The sequence below is a fragment of the Deltaproteobacteria bacterium IMCC39524 genome, from assembly GCA_029667085.1.
Taxonomy (GTDB): domain Bacteria; phylum Desulfobacterota; class Desulfuromonadia; order Desulfuromonadales; family BM103; genus M0040.
Genome location: JARUHJ010000002.1, coordinates 171832 through 192459 on the forward strand (window position 1 = coordinate 171832; position 20628 = coordinate 192459).

Genomic DNA, 20628 nt, shown 5'->3' on the forward strand with positions numbered 1-20628 from the left:
CGTCAGCTCTTCACAGTTGGCCAGGTTGTCCCGTGCCTGATTGTGGAATATCGGTAGAAATAGAAAATGGGAGTTGTTATGGCAAAAAGCACTGACGGCGAAAAAGGAAATACCGTGATTGAAGGGATCGAGCAAGGGCAGCAGGTTGAGGTCGCCCTTATTGCCCCGGATGGAACCATTTCCCTTCCACAGCCTGCAGAAAATCTCGAATCCGTTTCTGTAGCGGACGTCGATTTATTGTTGCGCTTTTCTGATGGCACCTTCGTCATCATACCCAATGGTGCGCTTGATGCTGCTATTAACTCCGAGCAGGCAGTCTTTTTTACGACGGATGACAGCGACAATGATCATCAGAGTAGCTTGGGTGATCTTTTTAAAATGGTCGGTATTACCCGAATTGCAGGTCCCGGCAGCGTAAGGGTTGTGAGTGAAAATGTTGAAGTCATACAAGCGCTGGAAGAAGACGTTGATCCAGAAAAACATGACTATGATCCTGCCCCTTCAAGAGAATCATCTCTAAAAGACAAAAGCACTTTATCTGATCCGGTTGAAACGGCAAGCAGCGGTGCTGCCTTGAACGGTAAGGGGCCGGGGACTGGTGCTACTGATCCAAGTTCATTCCTTGAGGAGACCTCTGATCCGGTAGTGCCGAGAACAACACCTCGGCCTACGGTCTATCAGGCAGCTAAAGAAACAGAAGATCTCAGCGAACCGACAGTTACCCTTGATGCAAATATTACCGCTGACGATATCATTAATATTGCTGAATCGGGCGGTGACGTCACGGTTACCGGTACGGCTGGCGGCGGCGCCAGGGCCGGTGATGTCGTCACGCTGACGGTTAATGGCATTAACTCTTTTGGCCTGGTGCAGGGTGATATGACCTTCAGCGCCGTTGTCGCGGGTTCCGACCTTGTTGCTGACGGTGATTACACGATTGACGCCAGTATCACCTCTGCCGGTTCTTCTAACCCCGGCACAGATACCGAGGGCTACGGTGTCGACATCAAGGCACCTGCCCCGACAATCGAACTTGATGCCAGTCTTGCCGCTGCCGATGTCGTCGCAATCGCGGATGATGGCGGTAGTGTGGCGATCACTGGTACCGTCGGCGGTGATGCCCAGGTTGGTGATTTGGTCACTCTGACCGTAAATGGTGTCGATTTTATTGGACTGGTTCAAACAGACCTGTCTTTCAGTATCGATGTCGCAGGTTCCGGTTTGGTCGATGGTGAAGGTGTGGTCGACGCCGCACTTATCACCAGCCCAGATATCGCAGGTAACCCAAGCTTGCTTGGCACTGACACCGTACAATATGATCTCGGCGCACCGGAGCTCGCTGTTGGTCAAAGCTACAATTACGCTGAGAACCAAGTCGAAGGCAATGTGATCGCCATTGTTGCTGCCAGCGATGATATAGGTGTTACCGATTTCCGTTTCAGCGCCAGCGGCACCAATCTGAGTGCTGACGGTTACTACACGATTTCTTCCGATGGACAAATCAGCATTACATCAGCCGGTGTTGCCGCCGGTGTAGCTCAGAACGATTTTGAGCCCGTTGAAGGCGACATGGTCGCCTTCGTGTCTGCCTCCGATGCCGTCGGGGTGACCGACTTCCGTTTCAGCGCCAGCGGCACCAATCTGAGTGCTGACGGTTTCTATACGATTTCTTCCGAAGGACAAATCAGCATTACATCAGACGCAGTTGTCGCCGGTGTGGCTCAGAACGACTTTGAGAGTGGGTTTAACAGCTCTATCTATGACATCGAGGCTGACGATGGGGCGGGCACATGGTCGCCATTCGTAAACATCACCCTTAACGATATCAATTCTTTTAACTATGTCATCGAGGCGGGCGATGCCGCCGGGAAATGGTCGTCTGCCGAGAACATTATCCTTAACGTTACTAACGTCGATGAGGCCGCCCCGGAGGTTGCCTCTGACCAGATTTTCAACTACGCAGAGGATCGGTCTGAAGGTGACGTGGTCGCCACCGTGGCGGCAACCGATGATGTTGGTGTTGTCGCCTATCGAATTTCCAGCGGAAACGACAATGGCTATTTTGCCATAGATACCAACGGTCAAATTACTCTGACTGCCGACGGTGTGGCTAGCGCGGTCAATGACTACGATACCAATCCGAACAGCTTTGACCTTGGTATCCAGGCCGTAGATGCCGCGGGTAAATGGTCTACTGAAAAGACCATCACACTTGATGTCTTCGGAGACGTTAATAGTGTCGATCTTACCCCTCCAGAAGTTACAAAAGGGCAAAGTTTTAGCTATGCTGAGAACCAGGCTGCCGACGCAGTAGTAGCGACTGTTGCGGCCAGTGATGCCCGGGGTGTCGTTAGGTATGAGATTGTCACCGGCAATGACAATGGATATTTCTCCATTGACGCTGATGGCCAGATTAAGATCACCGGGGATGGCGTTGCTGCTACAACTAACGACTTTGATGACGGAGTTGATAGTTTCATCCTCGGTGTTCGGGCCTACGACGCAGCTAATAACCCGTCAATTGTCGAAGATGTCACTCTCTTCGTTACCAATGTGAACGAGGCACCGGCCGGTACAGACAAAACCATCACGATGCTGGAAGACGGCAGTCACTCCTTCGCGGCCAGTGACTTCGGCTTTACTGACCCAAGCGACCTTCTGGAAAACAACCTGGCAGCAGTGGAGATCACCACGGTGCCTGGCGCTGGCACACTGACGCTGAATGGCATAGACGTTAATGCCGGTGATCTCATTGCCGCCGCAGACATTCATAATCTGGTTTACCAGCCAACGGCTGATGATAATGGTAACGGCTACGCGAGCTTTACCTTCAAGGTGCAGGATGACGGCGGCACGGCTAATGGCGGCATCAATCTCGATCCGAGCGCCAACGTCATCACCTTCGACATCACTCCTGTGAACGACGCGCCGGTGGCGACTGCTGATGCTCAGACAACGGAAGAGAACACCGTCTTGAGCAGCAATGTTCCTACAGCGACAGATGTTGACGACACCATTGCCAGTTATCAACTGGTCGGTGACGTTTCTGAAGGCACGCTGACCTTCAACGCAGATGGCAGTTACAGTTTCGATCCGGAAACCGCCTTCGACAACCTGGCGGACGGGGACAGTCGCGATGTAACGTTTACTTACACGGCCACCGACGATTTTGGAGACGTCAGCGACGCCCAGACGGTGACCATCACAGTCACGGGGAAGAACGACGCGCCGGTGGCGACTGCTGATGCTCAGACAACGGAAGAGAACACCGTCTTGAGCAGTAATGTTCCTACAGCGACAGATGTTGACGGCACCATTGCCAGTTATCAGCTGGTCGGTGACGTTGCTGAAGGCACGCTGACCTTCAACGCAGATGGCAGTTACAGTTTCGATCCGGAAACCGCCTTCGACAACCTGGCGGACGGGGACAGTCGCGATGTAACGTTTACCTACACGGCTACCGACGATTTTGGAGAAGTCAGCGACGCCCAGACGGTGACCATCACGGTCACGGGGACGAACGACGCGCCGGTGGCGACTGCTGATGCTCAGACAACGGAAGAGAACACCGTCTTGAGCAGCAATGTTCCTACAGCAACAGATGTTGATGGTACCATCGACCGCTATCAGCTGGTCGATACGGCTGCTGAGGGCTCCCTGACTTTCAGTCCAGACGGCAGCTACACCTTCAACCCCGGAACCGACTTCGACGATCTGGCCGCTGGAGTTAGCCGTAACGTCACTTTCACTTACACCGCCACCGATAACTCGGGTGCGACCAGCGCGATCCAGACAGTGACCATCACGGTCACGGGGACGAACGACGCGCCGGTGGCGACTCCGGATGCTCAGACAACGGAAGAGAACACCGTCTTGAACAGCAATGTGCCTGTAGCAACAGATGTTGACGGCACTATCACAGATTATCAGCTGGTCGATACGGTTACCGAAGGCTCTTTGGCTTTCAGCTCGGACGGCAGCTACACCTTCACCCCCGGAACCGACTTCGACGATCTGGCGGATGGCGCCAGCCGCGACGTTACTTTCACGTATACTGCCACTGACAACCTTGGAGAGCCCAGTGCGCTTCAGACCGTCACCGTGACCGTGACCGGGAGCAACGACGCACCGACAACAAGTTCGGTCGCCCTGGCGCCAATTGCCGAGGATGGTGTCCGGCTGATCACCACGGGAGAGCTCCTGGCCAACGCCAACGATGTCGATAGTGCTAGCGGTAGCCTGACGATCAACAACCTTGTCATCAGCTCCGGGAATGGCAGCCTGAATGATAACGGCGATGGTACCTGGAACTACACTCCGGCGGCTGACGACGACACCAATGTCAGCTTCAGCTACGATATTAGCGACGGCATCGATTCGGTCGTTGGCAGTGCAACTCTAGACATCACACCTGTGAATGACGCACCGGTGGCGACACCTGATGCTCAGTCAACGGAAGAGAATACTGTCTTGAGTAGCAATGTGCCTGTAGCAACAGATGTTGACGGCACCATCGACCGCTATCAGCTGGTCGATACGGTTGCCGAGGGCTCCCTGGCCTTCAGCCCGGACGGCAGCTACACTTTTAACCCTGGAACCGACTTCGACGATCTGGCCGCTGGAGCTAGCCGTGATGTCACTTTCACCTACACCGCTACCGACAACTCGGGTGCGACCAGCGCGATTCAGACCGTCACCCTCACAGTGAACGGGACGAACGACGCTCCGGTGGTGACACCTGATGCTCAGACAACGGAAGAGAACACCGTCTTGAACAGCAATGTGCCTGTAGCAACAGATGTTGACGGCACTATCACAGATTATCAGCTGGTCGATACGGTTACCGAAGGCTCTTTGGCTTTCAGCTCGGACGGCAGCTACACCTTCACCCCCGGAACCGACTTCGACGATCTGGCGGATGGCGCCAGCCGCGACGTTACTTTCACGTATACTGCCACTGACAACCTTGGAGAGCCCAGTGCGCTTCAGACCGTCACCGTGACCGTGACCGGGAGCAACGACGCACCGACAACAAGTTCGGTCGCCCTGGCGCCAATTGCCGAGGATGGTGTCCGGCTGATCACCACGGGAGAGCTCCTGGCCAACGCCAACGATGTCGATAGTGCTAGCGGTAGCCTGACGATCAACAACCTTGTCATCAGCTCCGGGAATGGCAGCCTGAATGATAACGGCGATGGTACCTGGAACTACACTCCGGCGGCTGACGACGACACCAATGTCAGCTTCAGCTACGATATTAGCGACGGCATCGATTCGGTCGTTGGCAGCGCTACTCTGGATATTACTCCGGTGAACGACGCGCCGACAACGACACCCATTACGCTTGATCCGATTGCAGAAGACAGCGGGGTTCTTGTTATCACTCAAGCGGAACTGTTGGCGAATGTCAGCGATGTTGATGATAACAGTCATACCGTGAGCAACTTGGGGATCACTTCAGGCAGCGGTACTTTGATCGATATCGGCGGTGGCACATGGAACTACACACCGGCCGCCAATGACGACACCAGCGTAAGCTTCAGCTACACCATCACTGATAACGGCACGACCAATGGGGCGCCTGATCCGAAGAGCGTGAATGGCAGTGCGACATTGGAAATTACACCAGTTAACGATGCACCGGTGGTTGCTGATATTGATGTAACTGGCGCTGTCACAGAGATGATCGTCCCGTCTGGAAACCTGACTGATAGCGGCACGATCTCCTTTAGCGATGTTGATCTGTCTGATAGTCATAGTGTTAGCTTGGTAACCTCCTCAGCGGGGGCTTTGGGCTCTCTTAGTGTCAACGTTATCCAAACGGACGGTACCGGCAACGGCGGCGTGATCAACTGGGGCTACACGGTTGCGGCTTCTGATGTGGAATTCTTGGCTGCTCGCGAAATCAAGGTTGAAACTTTCAGCTTTGATGTGTTGGATGGACAAGGTGGAAGTGTCAGTAGGACTGTTGAAGTTACCATAACCGGGACCAACGATGAGCCGGTCATTGATGTTGCAAATGTCACGGGTGATATTCTCGAGATGGGCACTCCAGTCGGTAATCTTACTGCCTCTGATACCATCACCTTTAGCGATGTGGATTTAAACGATATCCATAGCATTGGTTTAGTGTCCTCGCCTTTAACGCAATTAACTCTTGGCACTCTGACCGCGAGTGTGACCGCCGGAACTGACAACACCTCTGGTTTGGGTGGCGAGATTACCTGGCTTTATACAGTGGAAGCTTCTGCCGTAGAATTTCTTGGCGACGGCCAATTGCATTCCGAAACTTTTAGTTTTGATGTAATCGACGGGCAAGGTGGGAGCGTTCCCCAGACGGTTACTATAACTATCACTGGCACCAGCGATGGCATTAACAATCCGCCTGTGGTCGATGTCGTCGACGTAACCGGCGAAGTTACTGAGATGATTGTCCCAGATGGCAATCTGACCAACAGCGGCACGATTGGCTTCAGTGATGTAGATGTGATGGATATTCACAGTGTCAGCTCTGTGACCGCGTCAGAAGACGCTTTGGGCAACTTTGCTGCTAACGTTACCACTGATACCACTGGTACCGGTATTGGTGGCGTAGTGACCTGGACATATTACGTAGACGCTTTGGCTGTAGAGTATCTGGCTCTGGACGAAACAAAAGTTGAAACTTTCTCTTTTTATGTTCTTGACGACCGTGGTGGTGCTGTCGAACGAACGGTCGAGGTGACGATTACGGGTACGAATGATGCGCCGACGATCGATGTGGTAGCGACCGACGCTGCAGGTGCCATTACGGAGACGGATGGGCCGGTTGTTGATCCTTCCGATCTGACCGATAGCGGCACGATCTCTTACGCCGACGTTGACCTGACTGACACACACACTGCCACTATTACTTCGGACGTGACTGGCTATTTGGGTGCCTTCACGCTTGACGCAGCAGTAGACACCGACGCCCGGACTGTGGGCTGGGATTTCAAAATCGATCCGACTCTGGTCGAGTATTTGGCAGCAGATCAGGAGTTGGTCCAGAGTTACACCGTAACCATCAAGGATCAGCATGACGAACCGGTCGATCAGATTGTGACGATCACGGTCACCGGAACCAACGATGCGCCTGTGATCAATGCGATCACGAAGACAGACGTGTCGGAGCAGACTGATACGGATGTTTTGACCAGTGAGATTGATGTCACCTTTACGGACATTGATCTTGCCGATGTGGATCACAGCGCCAGTATCACAGACGTAACCTATAGCGGAGTGTTCACCGGCCTGACTCTAGATAAAGCGGCCCTGATTGACCTGATCAGCGTCGGCACCGTGACGAAGGCAGAGGGAAGTGATGCTGGCAGCCTGACTCTGACTTTTGAGGCAGGTTCGACGGCATTTGACTACTTGGCCGATGGTGAGATTGTTACCTTGACCTACACCGCCGAAGTGGATGATGGCGATGGCGACACGGACACTCAGAACTTTGTCGTAGAGATCACCGGTACGAACGATGTGCCGACGATCGATGTGGTAGCGACCGATGCTGCAGGTGCTATTACGGAGACGGATGGGCCGGTTGTTGATCCTTCCGATCTGACCGATAGCGGCACGATCTCTTACGCCGACGTTGACCTGACTGACACACACACTGCCACTATTACTTCGGACGTGACTGGCTATTTGGGTGTCTTCACGCTTGACGCAGCAGTAGACACCGACGCCCGAACTGTGGGCTGGGATTTCAAAATCGATCCGACTCTGGTCGAGTATTTGGCGGCAGATCAGGAGTTGGTCCAGAGTTACACCGTGACCATTAAGGACAACAATGGAGAGCCGGTCAACCAAATTGTGAAGGTGACGATTACCGGCACCAATGACGCACCGGTAGCTGTAGCCGATACTGCCAATGCGGTCGAGGCAGGTGGTGTAGACAACGACATTACGGGCAGCAATGCCACTGGGAATGTGCTCACGAACGATCAGGATGTTGACAGTGCTGCCGGTGGTGAAACCAAGGCCGTGTTGGCAGTATCTGGCGATACCGCAAATGTGGGCGTGGATGTTATTGGAACCTACGGCACGCTGACCCTGAACGCAAACGGCAGCTACACCTATGTGGTTGACGAAAGCAATTCCACTGTTCAGGAACTTCGCATATCCGGGCAAACCGTCTCCGAGTCCTTTGCCTATACGATGGCCGATGGTCAAGGTTCGACCAGTTCCAGTACCTTAACCATCACGGTCAAAGGTAGCAACGATGCGCCGGTGGCTGTCGCCGATACGGGGAGTGCAGAAGAGGCTGGTGGGGTAGATAATGGCACTCTGGGCAGCAATGCCACCGGTAATGTTCTCACGAATGACACCGATGTTGATAGTGAGCTCAATGGCGAGACTAAAGCCGTGTCGGCCGTCAGCGGCGATTCCTCAAATGTGGACAAAGCGGTAGTCGGAACTTACGGCACGCTCACCTTGAGTGCTGATGGCAGCTATACCTATGTGGTCGATGAAAACAATGCTGATGTTCAAGCGCTGCGCGTCGCCGGAGAAACTGTCTCTGAAGAATTTAGCTACACTGTTGTTGATGCAGGAGGACTCTCCAGTTCCAGCACTTTGACCATCACAGTCGAAGGGCGCAACGATGCTCCGACGGCAATTGAAATGCTTGGTACTGTTGTAAATGATAAGGCTGATGCTGGAACCCTGATCAGTGTGCTTTCTGGAGTCGATGTGGATGCGGGCGATACATTTACCTACAAGTTGGTTGACGACGTCAATTTTGCTGACAACGCGCTGGTTGAGATTGTTGGGAACGAGTTGCGAGTTAAGACTGATGGCACGATTGATTATGATACCAATCCAACTCTTGAAATCAAGGTCGAGGTCACTGATGCTGAAGGGTTGAGCCATGAGGAGAGTTTAACCGTCAATGTCATCAACCTGGATGATGGTCCACCAGAGATTGTACTCGACCAGTCGTACATCTACCTCGAAGGGCAGTCTGACCCAGGAGGCGGGTTGGGTAAAGTCGTTGCGACCGTTGCAGCAACAGATGACATAGGTGTCACCGATTTCCGTTTTACTGATGGCTACGATGTTAATGGGGATGGGAGTCTTTACGATCACACCACCAGCGCTGACGGTTTTTTTACGATCTCATCTAATGGTCAAATTTCATTGGTTGACTTCGACGGAACTGCCAATGATTACGACGATGGCGTGTTCCGTTTCGAGTATTTGGTCGAGGCCACTGATGCTGTCGGTGAGACCACCGGTGTATGGTCCGCACCAGAGAAAGTCGTTCTCAGCGTCATCGATAATCCTTCGGATAATACAGTGTCCGCGGTGAACGCCACCATTACGATGAGTGATTCACAGCTAGCGATTGATGAAACAGCAATAGTCACGATAAAGTTCGACGAGCCTATCGATGCAAGCACCTTTTCGCTTGATGATCTATCCGCTCAACGAGGTGATTTTTTACTTGATGACCTCACTCAGGATGACCTCGATCTTAGTCTCTGGACCGCCACATTTACTCCAGATGCAGGCATCCAAGAAGCGGCCAACTACATTTCACTGGATCTCACTGGAGTGGAGGACTCTAATGGTGCCCCAGGTATAGGCAATTCTTTGTCGGAGGTTTATGAGATTGATACTCTGCGACCTACAGTGATCATCGATGTTGCCGAAGAAAATCTAGATTCAGTCAGTGTGAAGACGTCCTTGGTTACCTTTACTTTTAGTGAGCCCGTGACGGACTTCACAAAAGCAGATCTTGCGATTACCCTTGACGCTAATGGCGATCCTGTTGGGTGGCTGTCGGATCCCGTTGATGCGGGTGGTACCGGGCGCTTTTATACGGCGACTTTTACACCCTATGCTGGTGTCGAAGTTACCGGCAACACCATTACTTTGAAAGACGGTAGTGTCTACGATGCTTTACTGAACACCAATCTAGGTGATCTCCCCACCGATAGCTTCAACATTGATACCCGACTTCCAAGTGTCGAGATTGATGGAGTTACTGTCAGCGATGATTTGATCGTTGATTCAGAGACCGGTACGTTGGAGACATTCACGGTCACAGTCACCTTTGATGAAACAATGGATACCAACACTCCTCCAACGCTGTCCTTCATCGATGGGGCTGGCGTGACCATTACCGACCCCGCCGCCACCCTCGGATTGACACTCAACACCATCACTAGTGGCTGGGACCTTACTGACAAAAAGACCTACACGGCAATCTACAGTGTGTCCGATGAAAATGTTGACCTCTCGAATATTCAGATCGGCGTAACTGACGCCCTCGATGCTGCAGGGAACCCACAACAGAATTACGATTATACGAGTGGTCCTCAATTTGCTGTCGAAACCGAAAACCCGACGGTGAAGATCACAACAAGCGGTCACGACAGTATTGTTTCCGATGACGACCCAACTGTGACCTACAATCTGGAGTTTAGCGAGGAAGCCGTTTTTGCCCAAGGTGACTTGGCCATTTCGGGGGGAGCCTTGGTGGATGGCAGTTTTGCCTTCGATGGACAAATCGCCTCCTTCCAGGTGACCGCTTCAAATAATAGTGATGACCCTCTGGTGGTCACAGTCGAGGAAACGGTTGTCGACCTTAATGGCAATAGCTTGGCCTTGGTGGATAATTCCAGCACGCTACCTGTCGACCGGATCAACCCGAGTGTTGCCACTCCCTTTGGCATTACCGTCAGTGATACTTTGATCAACGAGGCTGATGCAGCTTCGATAACGTCATTCACCGTCAAAGTAACTTTCGATGAAGCGATGGATGTCAACACTCCTCCGACGCTGTCTTTCTTAGATGGGGCTGGCGTGGTTATCAACGACCCCGTTATCAGCCTCGGATTAACGTTCAACAGCGATAATAGTGGCTGGAATGGTACAGGAAAGACCTACACGGCAACCTACACTGTCTCTGATGAAAATGTTGAACTGTCAAACATCAAGGTCGGTGTCACCGGTGCGTTGGATGCGGCAGGTAACGAACAGGTGCTTTACGATTACACGGTGGGGCCGTCTTTTGAAGTCGACACCACGAGCCCGAAACCGTTCATAGAAAAGATCGATCCTGTCGCAGGTGACAATACGCTTGATTACCTGGAGTCTCTCAACGAGTACACCACGATCACCGGTACTGTTGGTGGCGATGATATTGCGACAGGCTATACCGTCACCCTGAATATTAATGGTACGCCTTCTGATTATGTATTTGGTCCTCTTCTCGATCCTTCTTTCGATGAGCATTTCAGTATCGATGTGCTAACGGCAGATCTTGTTGCCGATTTTGATGGTGATCCCGGTACCGATAATGTCATTAGTGCCACTGTCACCACAACAGACGCTGCGGGCAATGTCGGTACCTCGCCGGTTTTCGACTGGTCTTACAAGACAGATCTCACGACACCGTTTTTTACTTCGACGCTTTATACAGGCTCAGCTTTCAAGGTTGACCTCGACGGTACACCTTTCCCCGGGGCTCCGGAAGGAGACGTCGACTCCTCCCCTGCGGGCCAGGCCTATCTGGAAACACTGGTTGGCTCCGATGGGGATGACACCATTAATCATAACAGCGCCTTCAGCGCAGATGAAACCAAGTGGGCTAAACGCCTGCACCTCGATTTCAGCGTCTTTACTGCGGTTACGTTGATTACCTTACAGTTTGACGCCGCGATTGCGGGTGTCCCCGGCTTTGGCCTGGAGGTGGCTAACGCGGACGTTCAACGGACAGGTGATACATTTACAATTACCCCAGATAACCCGCTCTCTTCTGATGACGATCTTGATATCAAGATTGTGTATTCTGTCGACAGTGTGCTTCCGTCAGTGGACTTCTTCTCGGCGCATGTCAAGGTCGACGGCGACGGCGTGCCGGCCGAAGATGACCTGTACTTCACCTGGCGCGATGCTACTGATGAAGACAGTTTTACCGTGCCGATCGATGCCGACGACCTCACTAAGGGCTACATGATGGTCCTACCCCGTGAGGGCCTGGGGGTGCAGATCGAAGCGGGTGAGGGTAGTGACGAGGTGTATGCCGGTGCCGGGAATGATATCGTTTATGGCGGGATCGGCAATGATACCCTCTACGGGATGGCCGGTAATGATACCCTCTACGGCGAAGCAGGCAATGATGAACTGTTTGGCGGTGCGGGTGATGACTTCCTCGATGGTGGGGCTGACATCAACATTCTTCATGGGGGTGACGGTAACGACACCATGATCGGTGGTGTGGGCGCTGACACCTTCAACGGTGGGATTGGTGTTGTTGATGCTGGCAACGACACCGTAAGTTATGTCAACTCAACGGATGGAATTGAGGCCTCTCTGTATGCCGGCAATGGCACCGCAGGTGATGCCGCAAATGACTCTTACAACGGCATTGAAAACCTGATTGGTGGTTCCGGCGATGATACTCTGATTGGCAGTTCCAGCGACAACCTCCTTTCTGGGGGCAGCGATGGCAACGATACGGTCAGCTATGCGGACGATGGCAGCGGTGTCGATGCCTCACTCACAAGCAATACCGGTATTGGTACTGCTATCGGTACAGATAAGTACAGCAGCATCGAAAACCTCATCGGTGGTTCCGGAAAAGACTCTCTGACAGGGAATGGTGAAGATAACCTTCTCGCAGGCGGTTCCGGTGACGACACCCTGGTGGGTATGGCTGGTAGCGATACCCTCGTCGGTGGAGAAGGGGGTGACAGCCTCGTGGGCGGTGGTGGCAACGATTATGCGAGCTATGCTGGCGCTGCTGATGCCGGCGCTGGCGTGGGTGTTACCGCTTCCCTTGCCAATTCTCTAATCAACACTGGCGAGGCCGAGAACGATAGCTACAGCAGTATAGTGAATCTGATTGGTTCTGCTTACAACGACACGCTTGTTGGTAATAGCAGTCAGAACACCCTCATCGGTGGCTTAGGCAACGACACACTCGAGGGCGGTGCTGGTGGCGATTCTTTAGTGGGTGGCGAAGGCGAAGACACGGCCGACTATACATTGTCAAATGCTGCGGTCACCATTTCACTGATAGACAACACTGCGACCGGTGGCCATGCTCAAGATGATAGATTAGACAGAGTAGAGAACCTGATTGGCTCCAATCACTATGACAAACTGACTGGTAATGATGACCCCAACATCCTTTCTGGCGGTTTGGGCAATGACTCCTTGTATGGCGGCTTGGGCAATGACACCCTTTACGGTGAAGATGGCTACGACTGGATTTATGGCGGCGACGGAGAAGATTACCTGGATGGTGGTGCTGGGGAGTACACCAGACTTTACGGCGAGAATGGCGATGACACCATTATTGGTGGCGTGGACAAGGACTATTTGTACGGGGGCAATGACAATGATAGCCTGCGGGCTGGAGCTGGTGCGGATAACCTTGATGGTGGTGCCGGAAATGATACTCTTTACGGCGAGGATGGCAATGACACCCTTAGCGGCCAAAGTGGGAATGATTTACTTTATGGGGGTACCGGAAGCGATTTCCTAAGTGGTGGTATTGACGCCGATATCCTTTATGGGGAGGAGGATGGCGACAGGTTGGATGGTGGTTCTGGTAATGACTATTTATACGGAGGAGCTGCTGATGATACTCTTGTTGGGGGCTGGGGAGGAGATAGATTAGAAGGTGGCGCTGGCAACGACACTGCTGATTATTCTGCTTCAACGGTCGCTGTCAATGTTTCTCTGCTTGACGGTAGCGCTTCTGGTGGACACGCCGATGGCGATACTTTCGATAGTATCGAGAACTTGGTTGGGACTAACAATTTTGCAGGTGATATTCTCACCGGTGATGGTGAAAACAACCTCTTAAGCGGACTTGGCGGCAACGACATACTCGATGGCGGATTAGGCAATGACACTCTGGTAGGGGGACTTGGGGACGACATCTTGATTGGCGGTTTGGGTAATGATGTTTTGGATGGTGGAGCCGGTGCCGATGAATTTGTGGGTGGTGGCGGTATTGATACAGTCACCTATGAAAATAGTGCCTCAGGTGTGGTTGTTTCGCTTTCTGGTGGAATTACCCCTGATGGTGAGGCTATAGGAGACACCTTTTCTAGTATAGAAAATATCATTGGTACATCAAAAGGAGACACCATTAAGGGCAACTCTTTAGCGAACGTCATCGAAGGCGGTGATGGAGCTGATAATATGGACGGCGGCTTGAATACTGACGGACTTGACATAGCGAGCTATGCCCACGCTTCGGGAGACGTTATCGTTGACCTTTCGATCTCTGGTATTCAGGACACCGGCTCCGCCGGTTCAGATACCCTGAATAACTTCGAAGGCTTACAAGGCTCGAGTTTTAATGACGATTTGACCGGTGATGATTTTAGTAACTGGATCGACGGCGGCGCTGGCAACGACACCATCGATGGCGGCGCTGGTAACGACACCCTCCACGGCGGCGCTGGCGATGACATCTTGCATGTCTCTGCTGTCCCGGCTAACGTGCCAGGCCTTGTTGACGGTGGGAGTGGGAGCGAGGTCGACGGTGACACTCTGGTGCTGCATGACCTGGTTCATGAGAATGTCGTTGCGTACGATTTTACTGAGATTGCCGGGGCGGATGGGCGACTGGTTGATCTTGAAATTCTCGATATCAGAGGTGATGGTGCCAATACTCTGATTGCGATTACCGGTCAGGATGTACAAAACATGGTGGACGACGGTGTTACATCGAAGTTGATCGTTAAGGCAGATAACGGCGATGAACTCGATCTCACTGCCTTTGGCCCGGGGGAGATCTGTACCCCAGATGCCACTCTTCCTAACCCGGATGCCGTTACAACGTATACAATTACTGACACAGATTCGAATCCTCTAGCTACGATTGAATGGCATGCCGCCGTGTAAAGGCTTCGATCCGCCAGGAGAGCATGAACGTCCTTTTTGCCCATCAAAATTTCCCGGGTCAGTTCAAACACCTGGCACCACACGTGGCGGCCGACCCAAACAACCGGGTCGTGGCTTTACACATCAATTCTGCACCCAGGCTGCCGGGTGTCGAAATGGTGAGTTACTCTCCAGAAAGAGGCACGACGCCAAAAATACACCCCTGGGTCTCGGACCTGGAAACCAAGGTTATCCGCGGCGAGGCGGCCTGCCGAGCGGCTAAAAGACTGAAGCAGTCAGGATTTAACCCGGATGTCATCGTTGCTCATCCTGGTTGGGGCGAGAGCTTGTTCTTGAAAGATGTCTGGCCGAACGCCAAACTTGGGATTTATTGCGAATACTACTACCAGGCCGAGGGTGGAGACGTTAATTTTGACCCGGAGTTTTCCAGAGGTGAAAACGATGATCCTTGCCGCATTCGCCTGAAGAATGCTTTTTATGCCTTGCAGATGGCAGAGGTAAAGGCAGGTCTTTCTCCCACACACTGGCAGCGTTCCACCTTTCCAGAGCCGTTCCGCAATAGAATCAGCGTGGTCCATGATGGGATTGATACCAACTCTGTACGTCCTGACCCCAATTCCACTTTGCAACTTAAAACCAGGGGAGGGGACGACTTCACGTTGACCAAAAATGATGAAATCATCACTTTTGTCAATCGTAACCTGGAGCCTTATCGTGGTTACCATATCTTTATGCGGGCACTGCCGAAAATCCTGCAAGAAAGGCCCCGTGCGCGCGTCTTGATCGTTGGCGGAGATGACACAAGTTACGGACAGAAACCCGAACAATCGGGTGTTTCTAAGTCTAAAGGAAAAAGTTGGAAGCAAATTTTTCTGGATGAAGTCAGTCCTGAACTCGATTTAAGCAGAGTGCATTTTCTTGGTAAACTTCCTTACCGGCAGTATCTTGATCTTTTGCAACTATCGACCGTGCATGTTTACTTGACTTACCCCTTTGTGTTGAGTTGGAGTCTGTTAGAAGCCATGAGCACAGGGTGCTCCATCGTGGCAAGTGATACCGCCCCGGTTCGAGAGGCGGTTCATCACAATGAAACGGGCAGATTGGTGGACTTTTTCGATGTTGATGGCTTGGCTGAAAATGTCATTGAACTCTGCCAAAAACCTGATGAACGTCTACGGCTTGGAGCTGCTGCCAGGACTTTTGCGGTCGAACACTACGACCTGTCCAAAATTTGCTTGCCAGGGCAACTGAGATGGCTGGAAGATTTAGCTGGATGATAATAATCTGCTTCTTTAATCTCCTTGTTGAGAGTAATAATCCTCTTTATGGCTGATAGCTTGCCTCACATAGAAGAAAACATTGATCAGGGTGCGGGGCTGAGCGGGCAAGCAGTCTTGGCCGCCGTGTCATCGCTGTGTGCTCTCGACCCTGCCGCCGCAGCACAGCTGAAAAAGGGTTGCCTTCGGCTTGTCTCTTCGGAAGATTGGCCCGCTGAAATTGTACGGCTTGAGCGATTAGGTCTCTCTGCCAGACGTTTTAACGGAGCACTGCAAGATGCATTGAACCTCGCCGGGGATCTCGTTCTGCTGCGCGATGCCGAAAGCGATTTTTTGCTGCTGCATCGCATGGAGCAGCGTTGGCAGTACCTGACTGCAGATGGAACGCCCTCGTCAGTAGAAGTGTCCCTTGACGGTACAAATGAGGTTGAGGCCGTCATCCTGAACATACCGCAGGCTATTGATAAGTCCAGCGGATTTGCCTCTCTGGCGGCCTTATGGCCCGAACTCCGAGCGGCCTGGGCAGAAGTCGGTATCGCCAGTGTTTTTATCAACTCCGGCCAGTTGCTGCTGCCTGTTTTCGCACTTCTGATCTATGACAAAATTGCCCAGAACGGGCTGTTTGAGACCTTGTGGGCGCTGGTCTTCGGCATGGGGCTTTACCTGCTGACCGATGCCGGAATGCGTTTGGTGCGAAGCTGGACCACGGAACGCATCAGTGTCGACCAGACCCTGCGCAGCGATGAACGCCTCTGGTCCAAACTGGTCGCCCAGGTTGACCTGCCTCCGGGTGGTTTCCCCCGTTTTCTGTCCAACTATCGTGACCTGACCCTGTCACGTGATTTTGTCTCTTCCAGCTACCTGCTGTCGATTGCCGATATCCCCTTCCTTCTGCTTTACCTCGGCGTGATTGGATTCATCGCCTGGCCGCTGATGGTCGCTGCCACAGTGCTGGTGATTATCTTTTCAGGAACGGGTTTTATCCTGTACTCCCGGCAAAAGAACCTGTCCAAAGAAGCCGAACAGAAAAATACCGTTAAGCTGTCGTTTATGGGAGAAACCCTGGGATGCCTCGATGTCGTCCGCACTGCTCCCGGAGCGGGTGTCTTCCTGCGTGGCTGGCGTGGCCTGGCGGAACAGTCAGCGAATTTCGATACAAAAAAACGTTTGGCGATACACCAGATGGGCATGCTCTCTGCGGCGATGCAAACGGTTACGACCGTCGTTATCTTAACCACGGGGGTCTACCTGATTAACGCTCAGCTGTTGAGCATTGGCCAGCTGATAGCCTGTAACCTGTTGGCGGGGCGTGCTATGGCGCTGGTCGCTTCTTTGTATGCTGTTACGGGGAAATGGCAGGATTTCAAACGTGCCGCGGCGAGCATGGATACCAGCCTGGAAGAGGTTGAAGAACGTGAATGCACTCCCCGGCCGGATATCTCCTGCCATATCTCAGTACTGGGGATCGGTAAGCATTATGAGGATCGTCCCCCTGCACTCGAGACCGTATCGTTCGCCGTTACTCCAGGTGAGAGGATTGCCTTGTTGGGGAAACCTGGGGCCGGTAAGTCAACCCTTCTCCGCTGCCTTGCCGGACTCTCTCGTCCGGATACGGGGCAGATCCTGATCGACGGTCTGGCTCTGGACGACATCTCGCGTTTTGATCGGGTTAAATGGCTGGCCTATAAGGCACAGGACCCAGCTGTCTTTGCCGGAACCCTTGAAGATAATTTGCGAATTTCCGGGTGTAAGGATACAGAACGTTTTACCGAGGCGATCTGGGCTTCCGGTTTGGAAAGTGAATTTAAAAGCGGGCGTATGTCTTTGGGGATGCAGTTAGCTGAACGTGGCAATAACCTCTCCGGCGGTCAACGGCAGAAGGTGGCGCTGGCGCGGGTGTTTGCCCAGCCGAGTCGCATCCTGCTTCTGGATGAGCCGACCCTTGGGCTGGATCCTGAAAGTGAGCGGATGCTGGCCGAACGTCTGCCGAAGCTTGTGGGCAGTTCCGACGTACTGATCATGACAACACACAGCCCGATCATGCTGGCGACAGTCCAGCGTATTATTGCTCTTGACGGTGGCCGTGTGGTTGCGGATGGCCCGCGTGAAAAGCTGTTAAAAATTTCATAGATCCTTCTTTCCCCGGTATTTAACTCAAACAGGGGGTTGCATTGAAGGCCCCGGATCTACTCTCTTCGATATCTATACGTTGATCAATTTCACAATCTGCTCTGGCTTGAGCAGTTTCCCCTGAGAAACCAATTGACCGTTGATGGCCAGTCCTGGTGTCGTCATGCAACCAAAGGTCATGATCTCATTCAGGTCCGTAACCTTTTCAATTTCAACGGCTTCGCCGAGAGTCACGGCTGCTTCTCTGGCGTTATCAGCGAGGTTGTTGCACTTGGTGCATCCGGTGCCGAGGATCTGAATTTTCAACATCTCTTTTCTCCTTAATTCTCTGGTTTCGATCTTTGATCAAATCATTTTTTTTGAGGGGCTTATTCCCAGCAGCTTTCTGCGTTGTTTAACCTTAAAGAGACAACCTTTTGATTAGCCGCGATGAAGGTCTATTAAGGTCTATGGTTAGAACGAAACCTAGAGCCTCTCTTCTTAGCTTGTACAGATTTTCATAAATTCTGATCGCGGCTAAAAATAGTTTCCGATTGTATTGACAACAAAAGGTACAGACTGTTGATACCTCATAGTTTGCTGTGAGGTCGTTCATTTCAATCAGGAATAAAGCCGTAGATTAAACCCGAGATTGTCGCCATGACAATCACCAACAGAACAAAAACGGCTGTCTTTTTGGTTCCCATCACCGAACGGATCACCAACATGTTCGGTAGGCTTAAGGCCGGTCCAGCCAGAAGCAGCGCCAGCGCCGGGCCCTTGCCCATGCCTGCGCCGATCAACCCTTGCAGGATCGGCACTTCCGTTAAAGTGGCAAAGTACATGAAGGCCCCGACCACTGAGGCGAACAGGTTGGCCCACAGCGAGTTGCCGCCAACCAGACTTGCAATCCAGCTTGATGGAATCAATCCTTCCTGATCAGGGCGACCGAGCAGCGCGCCGGCGATGAGGACTCCCCAGAACAGCAGGGGCAGAATTTTTTTAGCAAAATCCCAGCTGGTTTCAAACCATTCCTGCATTTCTCCGTCATTCTTTTTTGACGTTGAGGTCAGAACCGACAGGGCGATAGTTGCTGCGACAAAAGACAGGGCAGGGTGCTCGGGGAAAACAAAAGCCAACACTACCGCGGGGGTCACTGCAACCAGCATTCTCCATTTGTTGACCTTGAACCAGGCAACCAGAATCGCCGCCAGTGCCAGGGCAAAGAGCCCTGTAATGGGCCATTTTGCAGCATGAATGATGTGCCAGAGTCCGGTTGGCTCTGTCGGCCGCCCCCAGTTGGCAAAGACCAGGATGCCGACCATGCTGGCAAAGAAGAGGGCGTTCTGCCACAGGGGGCGGGTGACTTCTGGCTCCGGCATGGCGGCTGCCGCCGCGACCTTCGCCAACTCTTCTTTGCGAAAGAAAAAATGCATGAGGATACCGATAACAATTGAAAAAGTCACTGCTCCGACTGCCCGCGCAAGACCCATCTGCGGGCCAAGTACTGAGGCTGTCAGGACAATCGCCAGGATGTTGATGGCAGGGCCGGCATAGAGAAAGGCGCTGGCAGGCCCGAGTCCTGCTCCCATGCGATAGATCCCGGCGAAGAGTGGCAGGATGGTGCATGAGCAAACAGCCAGGATTCCACCGGAGACAGAAGCGACCCCATAAGCGAGCACTTTGTTCGCTTTGGGACCAAGATATTTCATGACCGCAGCCTGGCTGACAAAGACACCGACTGCACCGGCAATGAAGAAGGCTGGTACCAGGCAGAGTAAAACATGTTCCTGCGCGTACCATTTGACCAGGTGGAGAGACTCCCACAGGGCATTTTCCACTCGCTGTGATTGCTGTAACCAGTCAACCGGGAGGTAGTAGCAGGCGACAAAGACCGCAATGATTATCGCCAGAGGTTTCCATTCATTCTTCCAGTTCATGCATTTTTGCCTTGGTGAAGATTGCCTGGCAAAAGCCTCAAGATGGCGTCAGGCAAGCAACCTGTGCCTTTGCCTGCTCCGATAAGACCGATTCTACACAATCAAAAAAGTTCAGAATGCACGGCACTCGCAGTTGGTAGAAAACCTGGTTGCCGCGTTTGTCATCGATAACGATCCCCGCTTGCTTAAGTACCGAAAGATGCTTGGAAACGGTCGAGACATCAGCACCGATCATCTCTGTCAGGTCGCAGACACAACGTTCACCCTGCTCCAGTTCTTCGAGAATGAAAAGCCTGCTTGGATGAGCCATTGCCTTGAGAACTTTCGCGCGGGCGTCGAGTATAGTTTTGCGCTTTTGATACATGTTGCCTCCTTACTATGTTTGGCATTATGGCCAAATAGCC

6 protein-coding genes are annotated in these 20628 nt (G+C 52.6%); 3 read left to right on the forward strand and 3 right to left on the reverse strand.

Going from position 1 to position 20628, the window contains the following annotated elements:
• The first annotated feature begins 78 nt into the window (after positions 1-78).
• The 3 genes from P9J64_06420 to P9J64_06430 are packed head-to-tail and all read left to right on the forward strand — an operon-like array spanning position 79 to position 18305.
• Positions 79-14898 (forward strand): Ig-like domain-containing protein, encoded by a 14820-nt coding sequence (locus P9J64_06420; protein MDG5467960.1) that lies wholly within the window; start codon positions 79-81, stop codon positions 14896-14898.
• A gap of 23 nt (positions 14899-14921) precedes the next feature.
• Complete coding sequence (locus tag P9J64_06425) at positions 14922-16175, forward strand: glycosyltransferase family 4 protein (GenBank protein MDG5467961.1); 1254 nt, start codon at positions 14922-14924, stop codon at positions 16173-16175.
• Positions 16176-16235: 60 nt separating this feature from the next.
• Positions 16236-18305 carry an ATP-binding cassette domain-containing protein gene (locus tag P9J64_06430; protein ID MDG5467962.1) on the forward strand — a complete coding sequence of 690 codons (2070 nt, stop codon included), beginning with the start codon at positions 16236-16238 and terminating at the stop codon, positions 18303-18305.
• A 72-nt stretch (positions 18306-18377) separates the two neighbouring features.
• On the opposite strand, the gene P9J64_06435 is transcribed toward P9J64_06430, so the two are convergent.
• The 3 genes from P9J64_06435 to P9J64_06445 all read right to left on the reverse strand — a co-directional run bounded on the left by P9J64_06435 (position 18378) and on the right by P9J64_06445 (position 20588).
• Positions 18378-18614: a thioredoxin family protein gene (locus P9J64_06435; protein MDG5467963.1), complete on the reverse strand. Its 237-nt coding sequence runs from the start codon at positions 18612-18614 to the stop codon at positions 18378-18380.
• A gap of 287 nt (positions 18615-18901) precedes the next feature.
• The gene (locus P9J64_06440; protein MDG5467964.1) at positions 18902-20224 is read right to left on the reverse strand and encodes a permease; all 1323 of its coding nucleotides are present in this window, start codon (positions 20222-20224) and stop codon (positions 18902-18904) included.
• 37 nt (positions 20225-20261) lie between these two features.
• The gene (locus P9J64_06445; GenBank protein MDG5467965.1) at positions 20262-20588 is read right to left on the reverse strand and encodes a metalloregulator ArsR/SmtB family transcription factor; all 327 of its coding nucleotides are present in this window, start codon (positions 20586-20588) and stop codon (positions 20262-20264) included.
• Positions 20589-20628: the final 40 nt, after the last annotated feature.

Excerpts from the sequence above, each read along its gene's own strand:
- P9J64_06420 (MDG5467960.1), top strand. The coding sequence starts at position 79 with ATGGCAAAAAGCACTGACGGCGAAAAAGGAAATACCGTGATTGAAGGG.
- P9J64_06425 (MDG5467961.1), top strand. The coding sequence starts at position 14,922 with ATGAACGTCCTTTTTGCCCATCAAAATTTCCCGGGTCAGTTCAAACAC.
- P9J64_06435 (MDG5467963.1), bottom strand. The coding sequence starts at position 18,614 with ATGTTGAAAATTCAGATCCTCGGCACCGGATGCACCAAGTGCAACAAC.
- P9J64_06440 (MDG5467964.1), bottom strand. The coding sequence starts at position 20,224 with ATGAACTGGAAGAATGAATGGAAACCTCTGGCGATAATCATTGCGGTC.
- P9J64_06445 (MDG5467965.1), bottom strand. The coding sequence starts at position 20,588 with ATGTATCAAAAGCGCAAAACTATACTCGACGCCCGCGCGAAAGTTCTC.